Below are 20,667 nucleotides of genomic sequence, written 5' to 3' on the forward strand. Positions count from 1 at the left end.
CTACCGGCGTTTGGGGCGTATTTCCGCCCGCACCACGCAGCCGCGTCCATCCCCCGTCGTCCGCGCGTGCTTCAATTTGGGGGTTTACATATGCTGGGCCGGCTCGGCCTTTGGAGAACGAGAAAGGGATCACCGTGTCGGAACACAACGACGGTCGGAAGTCCTTCCGACGCGGCGAGGGCTCCGATGGCCCCTCGCGCGGCGAAGGAGCCGACGAGGGACGCGGTCGCGACCGCGGGCCCGGTCGTTCCGGTTCGTACGGCGACCGCGGCTCCGATGACCGCCGCGGTTCCAGCGAGCGCGGTGACTCCGGGCGCGGTGGTTCCGGGCGCGAGGGCGGCTCGGGCACGCGCGGCGGCTTCCGGCGCGGCGACGATTCCGGTGAGCGTCACGATGATTTGCGCGGTTCCGGTTCCGGCTCGCGCGGTGGGTTCAAACGCGGCGGCTCAGGGGATCGCCCCGGCTTCGATCGCGCCACCGGTCAGGGCGGCGGCTTCCGCCGTGGTGACTCGGGTGAGCGCGGCGGATACGGCGAGTCGGGCCAGGGCGGTTTCCGCCGCGGCGGCGACGACCGCGGCGAACAGCGTGGCTTCAAGCGCGCCGACAGCGAGCGCGGCGGGTCGAGATCCTTCGATCGCGGTTCCGACCGTGGCACTTCGGATCGGGGCGGCTATGGTCGTGGCGATCGGGATTCGGGTTCGCGCGGTGGCTCCGACCGGAGCGGTTTCGGACAGGGGAGTCGGGATTCCGGTTCGGGAGGCGGCTTCGATCGCGGTGGCTACGGCCGTGGCGATCGCGATTCCGGTTCACGGAGTGATTTTGATCGCGGTGGTTCGGATCGGGGTGGCTACGGTCGCGGTGATCGCGATTCCGGTTCACGTGGCGGCTCAGATCGCGGTGGTTCGGGTGGCTACGGCCCTCGTGATCGCGATTCCGGTACGCGCGGTGGTTCGGATCGGGGTGGCTACGGCCGGGGTGATCGCGATTCCGGTTCACGGGGCGGTTCGGATCGGGGTGGTTCGGATCGGGGTGGCTACGGTCGCGGTGATCGCGATTCCGGTTCACGGGGCGGTTCGGATCGCGGTGGTTCCGATCGTGGCGGCTACGGTCGCGGTGATCAGGATTCCGGTTCGCGCGGCGGTTTCGACCGGGGTTCGGACCGCGGCGGATTCAAGCGCGGCGATTCCGGTGAACGCGGCGGATTCAAGCGCGGCGGTTCCGGCGAACGCGGGGGCTTCGATCGCGACTCGGGTCAGGGCGGCTTCCAACGTGAGGGCGGCTTCCAACGTGGCGGTTCGGACGACCGTCGTTCCGATCGTCGCGGCGGTGATCAGCACGGCGGGGACCGCCGCCGGGGCGGTGAGGGCGCGAAGACGGGCCGTTCGCTGGATCGGCGTCCGCCGCGTCCCGAGGAGCCGGATCTGCCCGACGATATCCAGGCATCCGATCTGGATTCGGCGATCCGGCGCGATCTGCTGAGTCTGGACAAGGGCAATGCCGAGACGGTCGCCCGCCATCTGGTCATGGCCGTGCGGCTCATCGAGGACGATCCCGAACTGGCCTTGGCGCACGCCCGAGCAGCGCGGCAGCGGGCAGGACGTATCGCCGTGGTCCGCGAGACCGCCGGAGTGACGGCCTATCACGCGGGCGAATGGGCCGAGGCGCTGTCGGAACTGCGTACCGCGCGTCGGATGTCGGGCGGCCACGGACTGCTGGCCGTCATGGCGGACTGCGAACGCGGGCTCGGGCGGCCCGAGCGGGCCATCGAACTCGGTCGCAGCGACGAAGCTCGCGAGTTGAGTGGTGACGAGGCTGCCGAGCTGCGGATCGTCGTCGCGGGCGCGCGCATGGACCTCGGGCAGTTCGATCAGGCGGTCGTCACCTTGCAGACACCGGATCTTGACCCCGAGCGCACCGGTCAGGCCGCGGCGCGGCTGTTCTACGCCTACGCGGACGCGCTGGTGGCGGCGGGTCGCACGGCCGAGGGCCTGGAATGGTTCCTCAATTCCGCCTCCGCGGACCTCGACGGCGAGACCGATGCAGAGGAGCGCGCCGCCGAACTCACCGGAGGCACCCCTGAGTAGCGGGTCTTCGTATTCGGGCGGAGGCCCGCGATCGCATGTCGGAGCGTTGGCGTAGGGTGCGGGGAATCCCACGGCGGACGTCGGGGTGTCGGATCGGTGGCGGGGGCGGATTCGGGCTCGTCGTACCAACCGGCGCGGATGCGGACGGCCCGGGGCCGATCGGCGACACGGAGTGAGAGCGGTGTGACACGACTACGGGATCGCTACGCGGCCCTGCTGCTGGACCTGGACGGAACCCTGTACCGGGGGCCCGACGTGATCGAGGGCGCGCCCGTCGCGCTCGTCGACGACCGGGCGCGGCAGCGGCTGGTGTATGTCACCAACAATGCGAGCCGGGGGCCGGACAAGGTCGCCGGACATCTGAGCGAACTCGGATTCCGTGCGGGCGTCGAGGATGTGGTCACCAGTGCGCAGGCCGCCGCGCGCCTGCTCGCCGAGCGTCTGTCGCCGGGCGCGTCGGTGCTGGTGGTCGGCACCGACGATCTGGTCGCCGAAGTGGACGCGGTGGGTTTGAAGCCGCTGCGCCGCTTCGACGGCACGGTGCCTGCCGCTGTCGTGCAGGGGCATTCACCGCTGACCGGATGGCCGGATCTCGCCGAGGCCGCCTACGCGCTGCGCGCGGGCGCGCTGTGGGTGGCGGCCAATACCGATCGCACACTGCCCAACGAGCGTGGATTCGCGCCCGGCAACGGCGCGATGGTCGCGGCGCTGCGGGCGGCCACCGATCTCGAACCTGTTGTGGCCGGTAAGCCGTTCGCGCCGCTGCTCGAGGACGCGCTCGTGCGCGCGGGGACCCGCGCCGCCCTGGTGGTGGGCGACCGGCTCGACACCGATATCGAAGGCGCGCACGGGGTGGGACTCGATTCGCTGCTGGTCCTCACCGGGGTCAGCACCGTCGAGGATCTGCGCGCGGCGCCCGCCGAGCGGATCCCGACCTTCGTCGCGGATTCGCTCGACGCGCTCAACCACCCGCCGATCGACGCGGCCGCCGACGGTGACGTGGGTGCGGCGCTGGTCGAGCTGCTCGGCCGCAATCCGGGGCGGGCGGTGACGGTACGCGCGTCCCGTTCGGAAATCCGATAGCGTTGTCGACACGATGAGTACTCCGACACCCCGCCCGAACGGCACCGGGATCCCGCTGCCCGGTCGGCATCTGCCCGGGGCGCAGGACCGCCCGGAGCCAGCCGACCCGGTCGCCGTCCGCGCCGAGATCGATGCGCTGCTCGCCGAACTCGGCGCGCGTGCGGTCGACCCGGACGCGGCCGAGGCGGGCACCGACATCACGCGGCGTGCGCACATCCTGGAGCAGGCGCACGATGTCCTGGTCCAGGCCCTGGCCACGGTGGACAAGATCTGAGGTGGCCAGGCGTGCGCGCGTGGACGCCGAACTGGTTCGCCGAGGATTGGCGCGATCGCGGGAGCACGCGGTCGAGTTGATCGACGCCGGGCGGGTACTGATCGCCGGGACGGTGGCCGTGAAACCGGCGACCGCGGTGGAGACGAGTACCCCGCTGGTGGTGCGCGCCGAACCCGACGAGGTCTCCTGGGCCTCGCGCGGCGCGCACAAACTGCTGGGTGCGCTCGAGGCGTTCGAACCGCTCGGGGTTCGGGTGTCGGGGCGGCGGTGTCTGGACGCGGGCGCTTCGACGGGCGGATTCACCGATGTCCTGCTGTCGAAGGGCGCCGCCGAGGTGGTCGCGGTCGACGTCGGTTACGGGCAGTTGGTCTGGCGGCTGCGCAACGACGAACGGGTCCGGGTGTTCGATCGCACCAATGTGCGCGGTCTGACACCCGAAACCATCGGCGGGCCTGTCGAACTCGTCGTCGGTGATCTGTCGTTCATCTCACTGGGACTGGTGTTGCCCGCGCTGGCCGCCTGCTGCGCGCCGGGCGCGGATCTGCTGCCGATGGTGAAGCCGCAGTTCGAGGTCGGCAAGGAGCGCGTGGGATCCGGTGGGGTGGTGCGGGATCCGGGGCTGCGCGCCGAGGCGGTGCGCGAGGTCGCGCGCGCGGCCGCCGAACACGGATTGCGTACGCTCGGTGCGGTGGCGAGTCCGTTGCCCGGACCGTCCGGCAACGTCGAATACTTTCTGTGGTTGCGCAACGACGGGCCGTTCGACTACGACGGCGATCAGGTCGCGGCCCTGGTCGAACGCGCGGTTGAGGAGGGTCCACGGTGAACGCGCCCATACGCGGGAGTGGCCGGGAAATCCTGCTGGTGTCGCATCCGGGGCGGGCCGAGATCATCGAGACCGCCCATCGGGTCGCGAAGATCTTCGCCGACGCGGGCATCGGATTGCGCGTGCTGGCCGACGAAGCCGACAGCACCCGGTTCGAATTCGAGGATCCCACCGCGAGCCTGCTCGCGGTCGCCGAACCCGGCGGCTATCCGGCTCGGGTCGTCCCGCACGATCCCGATGCCGCGAGCGGGTGCGAGATGGTGCTCGCGCTCGGCGGTGACGGCACCTTACTGCGGGCCGCGGAACTGGCCCGCCACGCCGGAGTTCCGGTGCTCGGCATCAACCTGGGGCGTATCGGATTTCTCACCGAGGCCGAGGCCGAACATCTGGACGAGGCATTGGCGCAGGTGGTGCGGGGTGACTACCGCGTCGAGGATCGTATGACCATCGATGTGTCGGTGCGCGTCGACGACGAGGTCGTCGAATCCGGTTGGGCGCTCAACGAGGCCAGTATCGAGAACGCCGCGCGCATGGGCGTACTGGAGGTGGTGCTAGAGGTGGACGGCAGGCCGGTCTCCTCCTTCGGCTGCGACGGTATCCTCATCGCCACCCCGACCGGGTCCACCGCCTACGCGTTCTCCGCCGGCGGTCCGGTGGTGTGGCCGGAACTCGAGGCGCTGCTGGTGATTCCGAGCAATGCGCACGCTCTGTTCGCGCGCCCCCTGGTTACCAGTCCCGAGTCCCGGATCGCGGTGGAATCGGTCGCCACGGGCCACGATGCGATAGTTTTCCTGGATGGCAGGCGCACCCTGGCCCTTCCGCGCGGCGGACGCGTGGAAGCGGTGCGCGGCTCCCGGCCGGTGCGCTGGGTGCGGTTGGATTCCGCGCCGTTCGCGGATCGGATGGTGCGCAAGTTCCAACTGCCCGTGACCGGCTGGCGCGGCCGACGGCGAACGGAGAGCACACGTGCTGACAGAGATCAGGATTGACGGACTCGGCGTCATATCCACCGCCACCGCGCAATTCCACGAGGGGCTGACGGTGCTGACCGGTGAGACCGGCGCGGGCAAGACCATGGTGGTCACCAGTCTGCATCTGCTCAGCGGTGCGCGCGCCGACGCGGGCCGGGTCCGGCTCGGCGCGGCGCGGGCGGTGGTGGAGGGTCGGTTCACCGTCGAGGACGTGAACGAGGCCGCGCGCACCGAGGTCGCCGGGGTGCTGGAATCCGCGGCGGCACAGGCCGATGACGACGGCAGCATCATCGCGGTGCGGACCGTGGGCAGTGACGGACGCTCGCGCGCGCATCTCGGTGGCCGCGGCGTCCCGGCCTCGGTGCTCGCCGAGTTCAGTGCGCCGCTGTTGACGGTGCACGGCCAAAACGATCAGCTGCGGCTGCAACGGTCCGAACAACAACTCAAGGCGTTGGACCAATTCGCCTCCGATACTGTCGGGCCGCTGTTGCGCAAATACCGGGCGGCGCGCAAATCCTGGCTCGAGGCGCGGTCGGAACTGCTCGAACGCACCGCGCGCAGCAGGGAACTCGCGCTGGAGGCCGACCGGCTGACCCATTCGCTCAACGAGATCGACGCCATCGCACCCGAACCCGGTGAGGATGCGCGCATCGTCGCCGAGGTGCGGCGGTTGAGCGATCTCGATTCGCTGCGCGAGGCGGCGGCGGGCGCCCACGACGCGCTGGCCGGCCAGGCTGACGCGCCCGTGGACGGTTCGGGCGCACTGGAACTGCTCGGCGCGGCGCGCGCCCGCATCGAGTCGGCGGACGATCCGGCGCTGGCGGCGCTGGCCCCACGACTCGGGGAGGCCATTGCCGTCGTGGTCGATCTGAGCACCGAACTCAGCGGATATCTGTCGGATCTGCCGTCGGATCCCAGCGCGCTGGACTCGCTGCTGACCAGGCAGGCCGAACTCAAGAGTCTGACCCGCAAGTACGCCCCCGATATCGACGGCGTGATCGCCTGGGCCGACGAGTCACGCGCCCGGCTGCGGTCTCTCGATGTCTCCGAGGAGGCACTGGCCGAACTGGCCGCCGAGGTGGATGCCGCCGCGGGCAAGGTGGCCGATACCGCGCGCAAGCTGACCGCGGCCCGCACGAAAGCCGCCGGTAGGCTGGCCGCGGCGGTCAGTGCCGAACTCGGCGGACTCGCGATGGGGAAGGCGCGGCTCGAGGTCGAGGTGCGGCCGGTTCAGGCCGGGCCGCAGGATTCGGCGCCGCTGGAGATCGGCGGTGCGAATCTGCACGCCGGATCCTCGGGGGTGGACGAGGTGGAATTCCGGCTCTCGGCGCATTCGGGAGCGCAGTCGCTGCCGTTGAGCAAGAGCGCCTCCGGCGGTGAGCTGTCACGGGTCATGCTGGCGCTCGAAGTGGTGCTCGCCGGTTCCGAGCACGGGGCGACGATGGTCTTCGATGAGGTCGACGCGGGTGTCGGCGGACGCGCGGCGGTCGAGATCGGACGCCGTCTGGCCCGCTTGGCGCGCACCCACCAGGTGATCGTGGTGACCCACCTGCCGCAGGTGGCGGCCTTCGCCGACACACATCTGGTGGTGCACAAGTCCGATGACGGCGACGGCACGGTGAACAGCGGCGTGCGGACGCTGACCGATGAGGAGCGGGTCGTCGAATTGGCCCGCATGCTGGCCGGTTTGGACGATACCGAGACCGGTCGCGCGCACGCGGAGGAATTGCTCGAGACCGCACGCGCGGAGCGGGCGCCCGCCTAGCCCGCGCGGAACGCGCGAACCCCCGCGCGGCTGGCGCGGGGGTTCGGCGGAGACGCTCGGATCAGGCCAGCGCCTTCTGGGCGCCCTTGATGAACTGATTGATCAGCGCCTTCAGGCCCATTTCGAGTACCTTGGCGGGCACCGGCAGGCTCGGCTCGGATTCCATGGTGTAGGCGACGCGGGTGCCGTTCGGCACATCGCTGAAGGTGATGATGCCGACGTGGCGTTTGACGGGCGCGCCCTTGATGATCTTGTATTCCATCCGTTCGTTCGGGATCAGCGCGGTGGTCTCCTCGAGCAGGCCGACTCCGCCCTTGCCGATGAGGTACTGCGCGCCGACACCGTTCGGAGTCGGCGACCCCGGCCGCTTGAGCGTGAAATCGACCGGCACGTATGGGTTGATCCCGTCGCGTTCGGTGAAGAACTTGTATACGGCCTCGCGGGGGGCCGGGATGACGACATCAACGGTACTGCTGGCCATGCTGTCTCCTCTTCGAGCTGTCTGTGACAGGAAGTGTATAGCCGGCCTGCCCACCGCCCGCGCTCCGATGTAGTCCGTATCACAGCGGTGCGGGCAGCTGCGCGGACCCGCTGTCGCGGACTTCGAATGTGCCGGGGCCGGCGCTACGCGGGAGACAACGGCGCTACGCGCGGCAGGTTTGCGGAGTCGGACGCCTTCGCCTGTGCCGCGCGACCGTACGCCACGATTTGCCGCTGCTCATGAGTTCGCGCACACGGTTGACGGTGCGGCGGAGTCGGCGGCCTGGCGCGAACGGGCGCGTCGATCGACCTCGACGCGGGCGCGCGCCTGGGGACATGTCCTGGGCGGCGTCGATATGTCGGAACCGGCGGCGGCGACCGCGGTCCGATTCGGCATGCGGAGGTCCGGTTCCGGTGGGGGGTGTTCGTCACCCCGCCGGAACCGGACCGTACCCGGCTATCGCAGTGCGGTGCGCTTGATCTGCTCGAATTCCTCCGCGGTGATCGTGCCGTCGTCGAGCAGCTTCTTGCCGGTGGCGATCTGCGCGGCCGGATCGGAGCCCGCGACCTTGCGAATGTAGTCGTTCTGAGCTTGCTGGAGCTGCAAGGTGTCCGCCGCGCGGCGCTCGGCCATGCCCTTACCGCGCACGATCAGATACACCAGCGCGGTGATGACCGGGAATATCAGCAGCAGGACCACCCAGGCAGCCTTCGCCCATCCCGATGTCCCGTGATCTCGGAACAGGTCCATCAGGATGGAGAACATCACCATCAGGTAGGCGATGAAGAAGAAGCTCACCACGATGAACCAGATAATGTCCCAGAAGTCCATGTCGTCCGCCCTTTCCGAGGCTGCGGCGCGGTAGCCGCCCTGGCACAACTCTGGCGTTCGCGGATCCGTATTCCCTCACACGATGCGGGTGATTCCCGGTCCCGCGGCGAATAGGGTCCGTTCCATTTCACTCCCGTACTGTCCGCGAGGCGGCGTCGAATTTCGCGTGATGGGCGCGATTCATCCACGCTGATTGGTAGCTGAACCGGCGAACTCCGCCTGGAACCGGTGAGTCGGGACATGTTTGCGGAAAGTGTCACCGTGCCGAATGTTACGGATGGTTCGGCGCGCCTTCGGCGATGACCGCTGGTTTCCCGCCATCATCGGGTCATGAAGATGCCCGCGTTGCTGTCGAGACACGCCGAAACGTTGCCTGGGCGGACCGGGACAGCCCGTGTCGACCGGAACACTAGACGTTTGCTGAGAAAGGTCGGGGCCGGGGATATCGTCGTCATGGACGAGATGGACCTCGACCGGATGACCGCCGATCGGCTCGTGGAAGCCGGTGTCGTCGCGGTGATCAACACCTCGCCCTCGATATCGGGACGCTATCCCAACCTCGGTCCTGAAGTGCTCGTGGCCAACGGCGTGCTGCTGCTGGATACGGTGAGCTCGGATGCGTTCAGCAAGATCAAGGACGGTGCGAAGGTCCGCATCGCCGACGGCGTCGTCTACGCCGACAAGATCGTCAAGAAGGAGCCCGAGGTCCTGGTCGAGGGCATCGAACTGACCGCGGAGACCGTCGCGGAGCGGATGCTCGAGGCCCGCAACGGCCTGGCCGACCATCTGGAGGCATTCGCGGGCAACACCATCGAGTTCATCCGCACCGAGAGCGCGCTGCTCATCGACGGCATCGGGGTGCCCGACCTCGATCTGTGCATGCGGGGACGGCATGTGGTCGTGGTGGCCGACGGCTGCGACCATCTCGACGATCTCAAGCGGCTCAAACCGTTCATCAAGGAATACGCGCCGATCATGGTCGGGGTCGGTCGGGGCGCGGACACCCTCCTGAAGCAGGGCTACCGCCCGGATCTGATCGTGGGCGACCCGGAGGAGATCACCACCGCGACCCTGCGTTGCGGCGCCGAGGTGATCCTGCCCGCCGACACCGACGGCCACGCCAAAGGGCTGGAACGCATCCAGGACCTCGGCATCGGCGCGACCACCTTCCCGTCCTCCGGTTCACCCGCTGATCTGGCCCTGCTGCTGGCCCACCACCACGGCGCGGCCCTCATCGTCACCGCGGGTGCGGCCGCCTCACTGGACGACTTCTTCGACCGCGGCCGCCGCGACAGCAATCCGGCCACCTTCCTGACCCGGCTCAAGATCGGCACCACGCTGATGGACGCCAAGGCCGTGGCCACCCTCTACCGCAATCGCATGTCGGCCGTCGCCGTCGCGCTGGTGGTGCTGGCGGCGCTCGTCGCGGTGATAGTGGTGCTGCTTGCCTCCAATACCGGCGGCGAGGTTCTGGACTGGTCGATCGACACCTGGAACCGCTGTGCGCTGTGGGTGCGGGGTCTAGCGGGCGCGGGAAACGACTAGCGGGCCGGTCCGCCCGAGCGTAGGAGCAGCATGATCTCGTTTCGTCAGCACACCATCTCGATCGTCGCGATCTTCCTCGCCCTCGCGGTCGGGGTGGTCCTCGGTTCCCAGACGTTGGCGGCGGACATGGTGTCGGGACTGCGCACCGAGCGGACTGATCTGCGCGGACGGGTCGATGAACTGTCCGCCCGCAATGCCCGCCTCGGCGGGGAACTGGACGCCGCCGACGGATTCATCGCGGGCTCGGCCGGGCGAATCCTCGCGGGCGTCCTCGCCCAGCGCAGTGTCATGGTGTTCACCACCCCCGACGCCGAGCCCGCCGATGTCGAGGCGCTGTCGCGGGCGCTCGAGACCGCGGGCGCGGCGGTGACCGGGCGCATCGCGCTCACCGAGGCGTTTCTCGACGCGGGCGAGGGTGACCGGCTGCGCACGACGTTGACCAATGTCATACCCGCGGGGGCGCAGCTGCGGACCGGTGCGGTGGATCCGGGCAGTATGGCGGGCGATCTGCTCGGCCTCACCCTCCTGCTCGATCCGGCGAGCGCGCAACCGCGCAGCACTCCCCCCGAACTCGGATTGGTGCTCGAGACCCTGCGCGGCGGCGGCTTCCTCGCCTACGGTGACGGCGCGGTCGCGCCCGCGCAGTTGGCGGTGGTGATCACCGGCGCGGGCGCCGAGGCGGGCCGGGATTCCCAGGGGGCGAATATCGCGCGATTCGCCGGCGCGCTGCGGGCGCGGGGTGCGGGCACGGTACTCGCGGGTCGCGCGGGCGCGGCCGAGGGGCCGGGGCCGATCGCGGTCGTCCGCTCGGACGCGCCACTGGCGGGCGCGGTCACGACCGTCGACAATCTGGATCGGGAGATCGGCCGGGTGACCGCGGTGCTCGGCCTGACCGAACAGCTCAACGGCGGCGCGGGCCGCTACGGAACCGCGGACAAGGCGAGCGCGCTGACCGTCGCGGCGTTACCCAGGTGACAGCTGACCCGGTTCGGCTATAACAGCGATCCTTCGGCAAACCTGTGTGGCATTCCTTTCGGCGAGGGTGCTCGTGTTACCGTGAAGACCCGTGGGTCAATCACGGATTCAGGCGCGAACTGCCACGAAACACATCTTCGTCAGCGGTGGCGTCGCCTCCTCATTGGGTAAGGGCCTGACCGCTTCCAGTCTCGGTCAGCTGCTGACGGCGCGCGGACTGCGCGTCACCATGCAGAAGCTCGATCCCTATCTCAACGTCGATCCCGGCACGATGAATCCGTTCCAGCACGGCGAGGTGTTCGTGACCGAGGACGGCGCCGAGACCGATCTCGACGTCGGCCACTACGAGCGGTTCCTGGATCGCGACCTGTCCCGCGACGCGAATGTCACCACGGGCCAGATCTATTCGTCGGTCATCGCCAAGGAACGGCGCGGTGAGTACCTCGGCGACACCGTCCAGGTGATTCCGCACATCACCGACGAGATCAAGGACCGCATCCTCGCGATGCGGGGTCCCGATCTCCAGGGGCAGGTGCCCGATGTGGTGATCACCGAGATCGGCGGCACGGTCGGCGATATCGAGTCCCAGCCCTTCCTCGAGGCGGCGCGCCAGATCCGCCACGATGTCGGTCGGGACAATGTCTTCTTCCTGCACGTGTCGCTGGTGCCGTATCTGGCGCCATCGGGTGAGCTGAAGACCAAGCCGACCCAGCATTCGGTCGCGGCGCTGCGCAATATCGGTATCCAGCCCGACGCGCTGATCCTGCGCTGTGACCGCGAGGTGCCCCAAGCCCTCAAGAGCAAGATCGCGCTCATGTGCGACGTCGAGGTCGACGCGTGCATCTCCACGCCGGACGCGCCGTCGATCTACGACATTCCCAAGGTGCTGCACCGCGAGGGTCTCGACGCCTACGTGGTGCGCAGGCTCGGGCTGCCCTTCCGCGACGTGGACTGGACCGTCTGGGGCGATCTGCTCGATCGCGTGCACTCCCCGCGCGAGACCGTCGAGGTGGCACTGGTCGGCAAGTACGTCGATCTGCCCGATGCCTATCTCTCGGTCACCGAGGCGCTGCGGGCGGGCGGATTCGCCTACCGGGCCAAGGTGCAGATCCGGTGGGTCCCCTCGGACGAATGCGAGACCGAGGCGGGTGCCACGGCCGCGCTGCGCGATGTGGACGCGGTGCTCATTCCGGGCGGATTCGGTATCCGCGGCATCGAGGGCAAGGTCGGCGCGATCCGGTACGCCCGCAAGCGCGGAATTCCGCTGTTGGGTCTGTGCCTCGGATTGCAGTGCGTGGTGATCGAGGCCGCGCGTTCGGTCGGACTCGCCGAGGCCAATTCGGCGGAATTCGAACCGGATACGCCGTATCCGGTGATCTCGACCATGGCCGATCAGGAACAGATCGTCGCGGGTGAGGCCGATCTCGGCGGCACCATGCGGCTCGGCGCCTATCCGGCCAGGCTGGTCAAGGGCTCGGTGGTCGCGGCGGCCTACGGCAGTGAGAACGTCTCCGAACGGCACCGGCACCGCTACGAGGTCAACAACGCCTACCGCGACAAGATCGCCGCGAGCGGACTGCGTTTCAGCGGCACATCGCCGGACGGACATCTGGTCGAATTCGTGGAGTATCCGGCCGAGGCGCATCCGTTCCTGGTCGCCACCCAGGCCCATCCCGAACTCAAGAGCCGTCCGACGCGACCGCATCCGCTGTTCGCGGCCCTGATCTCGGCGGCGCTGAAATACAAACTGGCCGAACGCTTGCCGGTCGACCTCCCGGATGAGGAGTTGGCCGCGGCCGATCGGAATTCCTGACCGGGACTACGGCGGACACGCGGGCGGGCCGATGGGTCCGCCCGCGTCGTGTCGGTCCCGGATGCCGCGCTCGTGTCCGAACCCGTGCGCATGCGCGGTGCGGGCAGCGGGTATAGCGTGCTCGAGTGCGACAGGAGTCGGTGTGGTGAACAAGGTGTGCTCGGGCGCGCGCGGGAGGGAGTTGCGATCGTGACGGACAACGAATCGGCGTCGGGACGCCATGGGTTCGACATCGTGTCGAGCCGGATCGTCTACAGCGGAGCCATTCTGGCTCTGCGGCTGGACCAGGTGGTGATGCCGGGGGGAGCGGTGGTCGAGCGCGAGGTGATCGAGCACCACGGCGCGGTCGCGGTGGCCGCGCTGGACCACGACGACGAACTGATCCTCATCGACCAGTACCGCCACCCGGTCGGCCGCAGGCTGCTGGAATTGCCCGCTGGTCTGCTCGACATCGAGGGGGAGGATCCGCTGACGGCGGCGAAACGCGAACTCGCCGAGGAGGCCGGACTCGGCGCGCGCGACTGGTCGGTGCTGGTGGACGTGGCGCTCTCGCCCGGTTTCACCGACGAGGCGCTGCGGGTATATCTGGCGCGCGACCTGTACGAGGTGACGCGGCCGGAGCCGGAGCACGAGGAGGCCGATATCCGCACGGTGCGCATGCCGGTGGCGGCGGCGGTGCGCGCGGCGCTGGCGGGTGAGATCGTCAACGCGACCGCGGTGGCCGGCGTGCTCGCACTCTCGGCGGCCCGCGCCGAGGACATCGCGCCGCGGCGGGCCGACGCGCCGTGGCCCGGACAGCCCACCGCGTTCCTGAACCGTCGGGCGCGGCGGTCCGGGGACTGACGGGCAGGCCGAGGTGCTCGCGCGCGAAATCGATGCCTACCTCGACCATCTCACGGTCGAGCGCGGCGCCGCGCGCAACACCCTCGGCGCCTACCGCCGGGACCTGGAGCGATACCGGGTGTTCCTGACCGAACGCGGCGTCACCGAACTCGGGCCGGTCACCGAGACCGATGTCGCCGAATTCACCGTGGCGCTGCGCGCGGGCAGCGCCGAACACCCGCCGCTGGCGGCGAGTTCGGTCGCTCGCGCGCTGATCGCGGTGCGCGGACTGCATCGCTTCGCGGCGGCCGAGGGCATCACCGACACCGATGTCGCGCACGGGGTGAAACCGCCCGCGCCGGGCAGGCGTCTGCCCAAAGCGCTGCCCTACGACCAGGTGCTGCGGTTGCTCGAGGCGGCAGGCGGTATTCCGGCCGCGGATTCGGACGCCGCGCTGGTCTGCGACGGCGGCGCGCGCGGACTGCGCGATCGCGCGCTGCTGGAACTGCTGTACTCGACGGGGGCGCGGATCTCGGAAATGGTCGGTCTCGACGTGGACGATATCGATACCGCCGAGCGCGCGGTCACCCTGCACGGCAAGGGCGGCAAGCAGCGCATGGTGCCCATCGGCAGGCCCGCCCTCGCCGCCGTGGACGCCTATCTGGTGCGCGGGCGTCCGACGCTGGCCGCCGGCGGACGGGGCGGACGGGACAACGGCGGCGCGCTGTTTCTCAACGCGCGCGGCGGGCGGTTGTCGCGTCAGAGTGCCTGGCAGGTATTGCAGACCGCCGCCGAACGCGCCGGGATCGGCGCGGCGGTGTCGCCGCACACTCTTCGACACTCCTTCGCTACGCATTTGCTGGATGGCGGTGCCGATGTCCGTGTCGTCCAGGAACTCCTCGGCCACGCCTCGGTGACGACCACCCAGATCTACACCTTGGTCACCGCGGGTACGCTGCGTGAGGTGTGGGCCACGGCACATCCGAGAGCGCGATGAGACCGATGGCGCCCGCGGGCGGCACGCTCGGCGGTAGCCGACAGTGCGGCACGGTTTCTCGGTGCCCGCCCAGAGGGTATCGTCCGGTGCGAGACTCTCCGGTCGCTCGTTCGTCGCAGGCGGCGAGTGGGCGCGGGACGGCGTGGAGGGGGTGCCCGCGGTGATGTCGATCGGCGGTGGCGCGCGCCCGAAGCGCGGTGTCGCGTGTCCGAACGTGGATCTCGCGCTCTCGAGCGGTAGCGTCTATCGAGAGCTGGACCGTACGAAAGCGAGGTCGGGCCTGATCGGTCTCGCTAGGCTCGGCGAGGCGACGGGCAGAAGCATAAGGAGCAGCGGATCGTGACGACAGCCGGTGCGGCGCAGGAGCCGCCGAGGGGTGCTGGGGCGCAGCCGCTTTCGGGCCCCCGCTCGGAACCGTACTCGGAGGCCGCGGCGGAGACGCTGTGGGGCACCGGGATCGAACCTGTGCCGGACAGTCCGGAACTCGGCCCGACCGGTCGTCCGCTTCGCCTCGTACCCGATCCGCCGCCGGTGTCCGCGCAGGACGAAGCGGCGCTGATCGTCGCCATGTGCAACCAGAAGGGCGGGGTCGGCAAGACCACCTCGACCATCAACCTCGGCGCCGCACTGGCCGAATACGGCCGCAAGGTGCTGCTGGTCGATCTCGACCCGCAGGGCGCGCTGTCGGCGGGGCTCGGCGTCGCCCACCACGATCTCGCACTGACCGTGCACAATCTGCTGATCGGCTCGCGCACCGCCATCGACGACGTGCTCATGCCGACGCGGGTGGAGAATCTGGATCTGCTGCCGAGCAATATCGATCTGTCGGCCGCGGAGATCCAGTTGGTCAACGAGGTCGGCCGCGAGCAGACCCTCGGGCGCGCGCTGGAACCGGTGCGTCACCGCTACGACTACATCCTCATCGATTGCCAGCCCTCGCTCGGTCTGCTCACCGTGAACGCGCTGGCCTGCTCCGACGGCGTGATCATTCCGATGGAGTGCGAGTATTTCTCGCTGCGCGGTCTGGCGCTGCTCAACGACACCGTGGAGAAGGTGCGCGACCGGCTGAATCCGCGACTGAGCCTCTACGGCATCGTGGTCACCATGTTCGATGCCAGGCTGCTGCATTCACGTCAGGTCATGGCGCGCGTGGTCGAGGTGTTCGGCGACCTGGTGTACGACACCGCCATCGCGCGCACCGTCCGCTTCCCCGACGCAAGCGTGGCCGGTGAGCCCATCACCACGTGGGCGCCGAAATCCGGTGGGGCCGAAGCATATCGAGCGATGGCACGGGAAGTCATCCACCGGTCGGGCCGGTGATCGACCCGACGACTCCGGCGCAACAGACGACAACCGCTGAATCGCACGGCCCCGACGAACCGCCATCCGAGCCCGCGGCGCCCGCCACCGGCTTCCATCTTCGGCTCAGCAATTTCCAGGGTCCGTTCGACCTGCTGCTGAGCCTGATCAGCTCGCGCAAACTGGACGTGACCGAGGTCGCGCTGCATCAGGTCACCGACGAATTCATCGCCTACACCAAGGAGTTGACCGCGGCGGGGCTGGGGGAATCGGGCCTGCGGGCGGACAAGATCCTTGACCAGACCACCGAATTCCTCGTGGTGGCCGCGACCCTGCTCGATCTGAAGGCGGCGCGGCTGCTGCCATCGGGCGAGATGACCGACTCCGAGGATCTGGAATTGCTCGAGGCGCGCGACCTGCTGTTCGCGCGACTGCTCCAGTACCGGGCGTTCAAGCAGGTCGCCGAACTGCTCGGCGAGTTGGAGGCCGTGGCGCTGCGCCGTTATCCGCGCGCGGTCGGGCTGGAGGAGCGCTTCGCGGGCCTGATGCCGGAGGTTACCCTTGGAGTGGACCCGGCGGGATTCGCGCAGATCGCCGCCGTGGCCTTTCGCCCGCGTCCCGCGCCCCGGGTCGGACTCGACCACCTGCACGCGCACGCGATATCGGTGGCCGAGGAGGCGGCGCGGGTGTTGGAGCGGCTCAAACAGCGCGGGCCCGGCGGCTGGACGACCTTCGCCGAACTGGTCGCCGACTGCGAGGTCGCGGTGCAGATCGTGGCGCGCTTCCTGGCGTTGCTCGAGTTGTATCGCGGCAAGACCATCGAATTCGACCAGCCGGACCCGCTGGGGCCGCTGGCGGTGAGCTGGACCGGCGAGCTCGACCCGAACGCCGAGCAGGGTGCGACCGTGACGATCGAGGAGGACTACGGGTGAACGAGCCCAGCGAACACGCGGCGGACGAGGATGCCGCCGACTCGCCGCGGGAGATCTCGAACACAGCCGCCCCGCGGGTGGCCGCGGCCGAATCCCCTGACGGGCAGTCCACCCCCGCCCCGCTCGATGAGGACGAATTCCGCGCGGCGCTGGAGGCGATGCTGCTGGTCGTCGACGTCCCCGCGCCTGCGGAACAGCTCGCCGCCGCCCTGGACGACACCGTGGAACGGGTGGAGCAGGCGTTGCGCGAGATGTCGGCGGCGCTGACCGCCCGGGGCAGCGGCATCGACCTGCGTTTCGTCGGCGACGGGTGGCGCTTCTATACTCGCAGCGAGTACGCGCCCTATGTGGAACGGGTGCTGCTCGACGGCGCACGGACCAAATTGACCCGGGCGGCGTTGGAGACCTTGGCGGTGGTGGCCTACCGCCAACCGGTGACCCGCACCAGGGTCAGCGCGGTGCGCGGCGTGAACGTCGACGGCGTGATGCGTACCCTGCTCGCGCGCGGCCTGATCGCCGAGGCCGGGGTCGATACGGAAACGAACGGCACGCAGTACCGCACGACCGAGTTGTTCCTGGAGCGGATCGGGCTGGCGTCGCTGACCGATCTGCCACCGCTGGCGCCCCTGCTTCCGGGCGTCGACCTGATCGATGAGATCAACGAGAGCCTGGAGACCGATCCGCGGTACACCAGGCTGAGGAAACCCGCCGAATCCGACCTGGATCTCGGCGCCGAGGATTGACGGGACAGATGAATACCTCCGCTCGCCGAGATGGCACACCGGATCGTAGAAAGCGCGGCGACCAGCCCGCCCGGGGCGGCGCGAACCGCGCGGCCGGTTCCCGCGGCGCTCGCGCCGCCCAGCGCGGGACGGCCGAACGCGGCGCATCCGACGCCGAACAGCGCGGCGCCCGCCCGGCCCAGCCCGCCCGCAAGGCCAAGAACCCCAAACCGCAGCGCCAGGTGAGCGCGCCGCCGGTGCTGAGCAATGCCAAACCCGCCCGTCGGCAGCATGTCGAGACCGACGAGGGCGGCGCGCATCCGAAGATGCCCTGGGGCGAGGGTGAACGGTTGCAGAAGGTACTCGCCAAGGCGGGGGTCGCCTCGCGCCGTGCCGCCGAGGAGATGATCGCGCGGGGCCGTGTCGAGGTCGACGGATTGGTCGTGCGCGAGCAGGGGCTGCGCATCGACCCGCAGCGCGCGGTGGTCCGCGTCGACGGCGTTCGGGTCGTGGTGCGCGAGGAACTGGTGCATCTGGCGCTCAACAAGCCCAAGGGCTGGCAGTCCACCATGGCCGACGATCTTGGCCGTCCCTGCGTCGGCGACATCGTGGCCGAACGCGTCGCGGCCGGTCAGCGGCTGTTCCATGTCGGGCGGCTTGACGCCGATACCGAGGGACTGCTGCTGCTCACCAACGACGGCGATCTCGCGCACCGGCTCATGCATCCCTCCTTCGAGGTCGCCAAGACCTATCTGGCGACGGTGCACGGCGAGGTCGACAACAAATTCATCGGGAAGCGGCTGCGCGCGGGCGTCGAACTCGAGGACGGCCCGGCCAAGGTCGACCGTTTCCAGGTGCTCGAACTCGGGGAGGGACGCTCCCTGGTGAAACTGGTGTTGCACGAGGGACGCAAGCACATCGTCCGGCGACTGCTCGACGCGGTCGGACATCCGGTGAACCGGCTGGTGCGCACCAATATCGGTCCCGTGGCCCTGGGCGATCAGCGCCCCGGCACACTGCGGGTGCTCGGACGTGACGAAGTGGGCAAACTCTACGAGGCGGTGTCGTTGTGAACAGTGTGGAGGTTCCGGTGCAGCGTGGTGCGGCAGGGAAGCTTTCGGGCACTGAATCCTTGGTCGTCGCGATGGACGGACCGTCCGGGACGGGGAAGTCGAGCGTCTCGCGACTGCTCGCCGATCGCCTCGGCGCCCGCTATCTCGATACCGGCGCGATGTACCGGGCCGCGACCCTGCGGGTGCTTCGCGCGGGTATCGACCTCGCCGACGCCGCGTCGATCGGCGCCGCGGTCAAGGAATTGCCGCTGACCATCGGCACCGATCCGTACCACGAACTCATCGCGCTCGACGGCGAGGACGTCTCCGGCGAGATCCGCGGCGACGCGGTGACCAAGGCGGTCTCGGCGGTCTCGGCGGTGGCCGAGGTGCGGGAACTGCTGGTCGCGCTGCAACGCGAGATCGCCTTCAGCGCCCAGCGGATCGTGGTCGAGGGCCGCGATATCGGCACCGTCGTGCTGCCCGACGCCGACGCCAAGATCTATCTGACCGCCTCGGCCGAAGCCAGGGCGCAGCGGCGCAATCAGCAGAACATCGCCGAGGGGCGCGGGGACGATTACGCCGCGGTCCTGGCCGACGTGCAGCGTCGCGACACCCTCGACTCCACCCGTAAGGTCTCCCCGCTGCGCCCGGCCGAGGACGCGGTCATGGTCGACACCAGCGAGATGACCAAGGACGAGGTCATCGATGAGCTGTACCGGGTGGTCGCGCACCGGATCGCGACGAGTTCGGCCGGTGGCGCCCGATGAACGAGGACGTACTCGCGGGCGACGGCGTCTGGAGCGACGAATCCGACTGGGAGATCGCCGAATTCGAGGCCGACCGGGAGGACGACGAATCGCTCGCCATGCCGACCCTCGCGGTGGTCGGGCGGCCGAACGTCGGCAAGTCGACCCTGGTGAACCGCATCCTCGGCCGCCGCGAAGCGGTGGTCGAGGACATACCGGGCGTGACCCGCGACCGGATCTCCTACGAGGCCGACTGGGCCGGGCGCAAGTTCTGGGTGCAGGACACCGGCGGCTGGGAGCCAGACGCCAAGGGTCTGCAACAGCATGTCGCGCGACAGGCCGAATTGGCCATGGAGACCGCCGACGCCATCCTGCTCGTGGTGGACGCCACCGTCGGGGCCACCGCCACCGACGAAGCCGCGGTGCGCAAACTGCGGCGCTCGAAGATCCCGGTCATCCTGGTCGCGAACAAGGTCGACGACCAGCGGATCGAGGCCGATGCCGCGAGTCTGTGGTCGCTGGGGTTGGGCGAGCCGCGCATGATCAGCGCCACCCACGGGCGCGGTACCGGCGACCTGCTCGACGATGCGCTCGCGGCACTGCCCGAGACGCCGCGCGAGGGCGGCGGCGGTGGCGGCGGTCCGCGGCGTGTCTCGCTGGTCGGCAAGCCGAATGTGGGCAAATCCAGTCTGCTGAACAAACTCTCCGGCGACGAGCGGTCGGTGGTGCACGATGTCGCGGGCACCACCGTGGACCCGGTGGACTCGCTGGTCGAATTGGACGGCAAGATCTGGAAATTCGTCGACACCGCCGGTTTGCGCCGCAAGGTCTCCACCGCCAGCGGCACCGAGTTCTACGCCTCGCTGCGCACCAAGTCCGCGCTCGAGGCGAGTGAGGTGGCGATCATGCTGATCGACGCCTCCCAGCCGATCACCGAACAGGATCTGCGGGTCATCAGCCTGGTCGCCGACTCGGGTCGCGCGCTGGTGCTGGCGTTCAACAAATGGGATCTGGTCGACGAGGACCGGCGCCTGGTGCTCGAGAAGGAGGTGGATCGGGAGCTGGTCCGGGTGCCGTGGGCACAGCGGGTCAATATCTCGGCCCACACCGGTCGCGCGGTGCAGAAACTGGTGCCCGCCATGGAGTCCGCGCTGGAGTCCTGGGACAAGCGCATTCCGACGGGCCGGTTGAACAACTGGCTCAAGGAGGTCATCGCGGCCACCCCACCGCCCCTGCGCGGCGGCAGGCTGCCGCGGGTGCTGTTCGCCACTCAGGCCGGAACGCGCCCGCCGACCTTCGTGCTGTTCAGCACCGGATTCCTGGAGGCAGGCTATCGCCGATTCCTCGAACGCCGGTTGCGCGAGGAATTCGGATTCGACGGCTCCCCGGTTCGCATATCGGTGCGCGTACGGGAAAAGCGCGACCGGAGGAAGTAGTCGCCGCGCGCCC

The 20,667-nt window shown here is 69.3% G+C and carries 18 protein-coding genes and 1 pseudogene; 17 read left to right on the forward strand and 2 right to left on the reverse strand.

The genetic code is table 11. From position 1 onward, the window contains the following. Window positions 1–1,133: 1,133 nt before the first annotated feature. The 6 genes and pseudogenes from APZ21_RS18870 to recN all read left to right on the forward strand — a co-directional run. Window positions 1,134–2,084 (forward strand): annotated as a pseudogene (locus tag APZ21_RS18870) (tetratricopeptide repeat protein); the annotation flags it as partial. Window positions 2,085–2,267: 183 nt separating this feature from the next. Beyond that, window positions 2,268–3,167 (forward strand): HAD-IIA family hydrolase, encoded by a 900-nt coding sequence (locus APZ21_RS18875; RefSeq protein WP_054814666.1) that lies wholly within the window; start codon window positions 2,268–2,270, stop codon window positions 3,165–3,167. 13 nt (window positions 3,168–3,180) lie between these two features. Further along, window positions 3,181–3,441, forward strand: a complete 261-nt coding sequence (locus APZ21_RS18880) for a hypothetical protein (RefSeq protein WP_054814667.1) — start codon at window positions 3,181–3,183, stop codon at window positions 3,439–3,441. Between the two features lies 1 nt (window position 3,442). Next, on the forward strand, window positions 3,443–4,264 hold the full coding sequence (locus APZ21_RS18885; protein ID WP_054814668.1) for a TlyA family RNA methyltransferase: 822 nt from the start codon (window positions 3,443–3,445) through the stop codon (window positions 4,262–4,264). After that, window positions 4,261–5,253, forward strand: coding sequence for an NAD kinase (locus tag APZ21_RS18890; RefSeq protein ID WP_054814792.1), 993 nt, complete (start codon window positions 4,261–4,263; stop codon window positions 5,251–5,253). The genes APZ21_RS18885 and APZ21_RS18890 overlap by 4 nt, the downstream gene beginning before the upstream one ends. Further along, window positions 5,231–7,000 carry a DNA repair protein RecN gene (gene recN, locus APZ21_RS18895; RefSeq protein WP_054814669.1) on the forward strand — a complete coding sequence of 590 codons (1,770 nt, stop codon included), beginning with the start codon at window positions 5,231–5,233 and terminating at the stop codon, window positions 6,998–7,000. Before APZ21_RS18890 ends, recN begins: the two co-directional genes overlap by 23 nt. A 61-nt stretch (window positions 7,001–7,061) precedes the next feature. Here the strand turns inward: recN and APZ21_RS18900 are convergent, their stop codons facing one another. Then, entirely contained in the window at window positions 7,062–7,481 is a 420-nt protein-coding gene (locus APZ21_RS18900) for an SRPBCC family protein (protein ID WP_054814670.1), read from the reverse strand. Between the two features lie 456 nt (window positions 7,482–7,937). Further along, window positions 7,938–8,312: an SHOCT domain-containing protein gene (locus APZ21_RS18905; protein WP_054814671.1), complete on the reverse strand. Its 375-nt coding sequence runs from the start codon at window positions 8,310–8,312 to the stop codon at window positions 7,938–7,940. A gap of 330 nt (window positions 8,313–8,642) precedes the next feature. On the opposite strand from APZ21_RS18905, the gene steA reads away from it, so the two are divergent. The 11 genes from steA (at window position 8,643) to der (ending at window position 20,654) form a co-directional block, all read left to right on the forward strand. Next, window positions 8,643–9,857 carry a putative cytokinetic ring protein SteA gene (steA, locus tag APZ21_RS18910; protein WP_054814672.1) on the forward strand — a complete coding sequence of 405 codons (1,215 nt, stop codon included), beginning with the start codon at window positions 8,643–8,645 and terminating at the stop codon, window positions 9,855–9,857. Between the two features lie 30 nt (window positions 9,858–9,887). After that, a complete protein-coding gene (locus APZ21_RS18915) occupies window positions 9,888–10,832 on the forward strand; it encodes a copper transporter (protein WP_054814673.1) in 945 nt (314 codons plus the stop codon). Window positions 10,833–10,923: 91 nt separating this feature from the next. Continuing rightward, window positions 10,924–12,645 carry a CTP synthase gene (locus APZ21_RS18920; protein WP_054814674.1) on the forward strand — a complete coding sequence of 574 codons (1,722 nt, stop codon included), beginning with the start codon at window positions 10,924–10,926 and terminating at the stop codon, window positions 12,643–12,645. A gap of 189 nt (window positions 12,646–12,834) precedes the next feature. Further along, the gene (locus tag APZ21_RS18925) at window positions 12,835–13,488 is read left to right on the forward strand and encodes an NUDIX domain-containing protein (RefSeq protein WP_054814793.1); all 654 of its coding nucleotides are present in this window, start codon (window positions 12,835–12,837) and stop codon (window positions 13,486–13,488) included. Between the two features lie 13 nt (window positions 13,489–13,501). Beyond that, window positions 13,502–14,464 carry a site-specific tyrosine recombinase XerD gene (gene xerD, locus APZ21_RS18930; protein ID WP_054814675.1) on the forward strand — a complete coding sequence of 321 codons (963 nt, stop codon included), beginning with the start codon at window positions 13,502–13,504 and terminating at the stop codon, window positions 14,462–14,464. A gap of 441 nt (window positions 14,465–14,905) precedes the next feature. Continuing rightward, the gene (locus APZ21_RS18940; RefSeq protein WP_054814794.1) at window positions 14,906–15,784 is read left to right on the forward strand and encodes a ParA family protein; all 879 of its coding nucleotides are present in this window, start codon (window positions 14,906–14,908) and stop codon (window positions 15,782–15,784) included. Next, a complete protein-coding gene (locus APZ21_RS18945) occupies window positions 15,781–16,695 on the forward strand; it encodes a segregation and condensation protein A (protein WP_082393258.1) in 915 nt (304 codons plus the stop codon). The genes APZ21_RS18940 and APZ21_RS18945 overlap by 4 nt, the downstream gene beginning before the upstream one ends. Window positions 16,696–16,772: 77 nt before the next feature. Beyond that, complete coding sequence (gene scpB / locus APZ21_RS18950; protein ID WP_054814796.1) at window positions 16,773–17,438, forward strand: SMC-Scp complex subunit ScpB; 666 nt, start codon at window positions 16,773–16,775, stop codon at window positions 17,436–17,438. A gap of 8 nt (window positions 17,439–17,446) precedes the next feature. After that, window positions 17,447–18,490, forward strand: a complete 1,044-nt coding sequence (locus APZ21_RS18955) for a pseudouridine synthase (RefSeq protein ID WP_082393259.1) — start codon at window positions 17,447–17,449, stop codon at window positions 18,488–18,490. 71 nt (window positions 18,491–18,561) lie between these two features. Then, entirely contained in the window at window positions 18,562–19,239 is a 678-nt protein-coding gene (gene cmk, locus APZ21_RS18960) for a (d)CMP kinase (protein WP_054814677.1), read from the forward strand. Continuing rightward, window positions 19,236–20,654, forward strand: coding sequence for a ribosome biogenesis GTPase Der (gene der, locus APZ21_RS18965; protein ID WP_054814678.1), 1,419 nt, complete (start codon window positions 19,236–19,238; stop codon window positions 20,652–20,654). The genes cmk and der overlap by 4 nt, the downstream gene beginning before the upstream one ends. Window positions 20,655–20,667: the final 13 nt, after the last annotated feature.

The organism is Nocardia arizonensis (assembly GCF_001310275.1).
GTDB classification, from domain to species: domain Bacteria; phylum Actinomycetota; class Actinomycetes; order Mycobacteriales; family Mycobacteriaceae; genus Nocardia; species Nocardia arizonensis.

Excerpts from the sequence above, each read along its gene's own strand:
- APZ21_RS18915 (WP_054814673.1), top strand. The coding sequence starts at position 9,888 with ATGATCTCGTTTCGTCAGCACACCATCTCGATCGTCGCGATCTTCCTC.
- steA (WP_054814672.1), top strand. The coding sequence starts at position 8,643 with ATGAAGATGCCCGCGTTGCTGTCGAGACACGCCGAAACGTTGCCTGGG.
- APZ21_RS18900 (WP_054814670.1), bottom strand. The coding sequence starts at position 7,481 with ATGGCCAGCAGTACCGTTGATGTCGTCATCCCGGCCCCCCGCGAGGCC.
- cmk (WP_054814677.1), top strand. The coding sequence starts at position 18,562 with ATGGACGGACCGTCCGGGACGGGGAAGTCGAGCGTCTCGCGACTGCTC.
- der (WP_054814678.1), top strand. The coding sequence starts at position 19,236 with ATGAACGAGGACGTACTCGCGGGCGACGGCGTCTGGAGCGACGAATCC.
- APZ21_RS18880 (WP_054814667.1), top strand. The coding sequence starts at position 3,181 with ATGAGTACTCCGACACCCCGCCCGAACGGCACCGGGATCCCGCTGCCC.
- APZ21_RS18905 (WP_054814671.1), bottom strand. The coding sequence starts at position 8,312 with ATGGACTTCTGGGACATTATCTGGTTCATCGTGGTGAGCTTCTTCTTC.
- APZ21_RS18955 (WP_082393259.1), top strand. The coding sequence starts at position 17,447 with ATGAATACCTCCGCTCGCCGAGATGGCACACCGGATCGTAGAAAGCGC.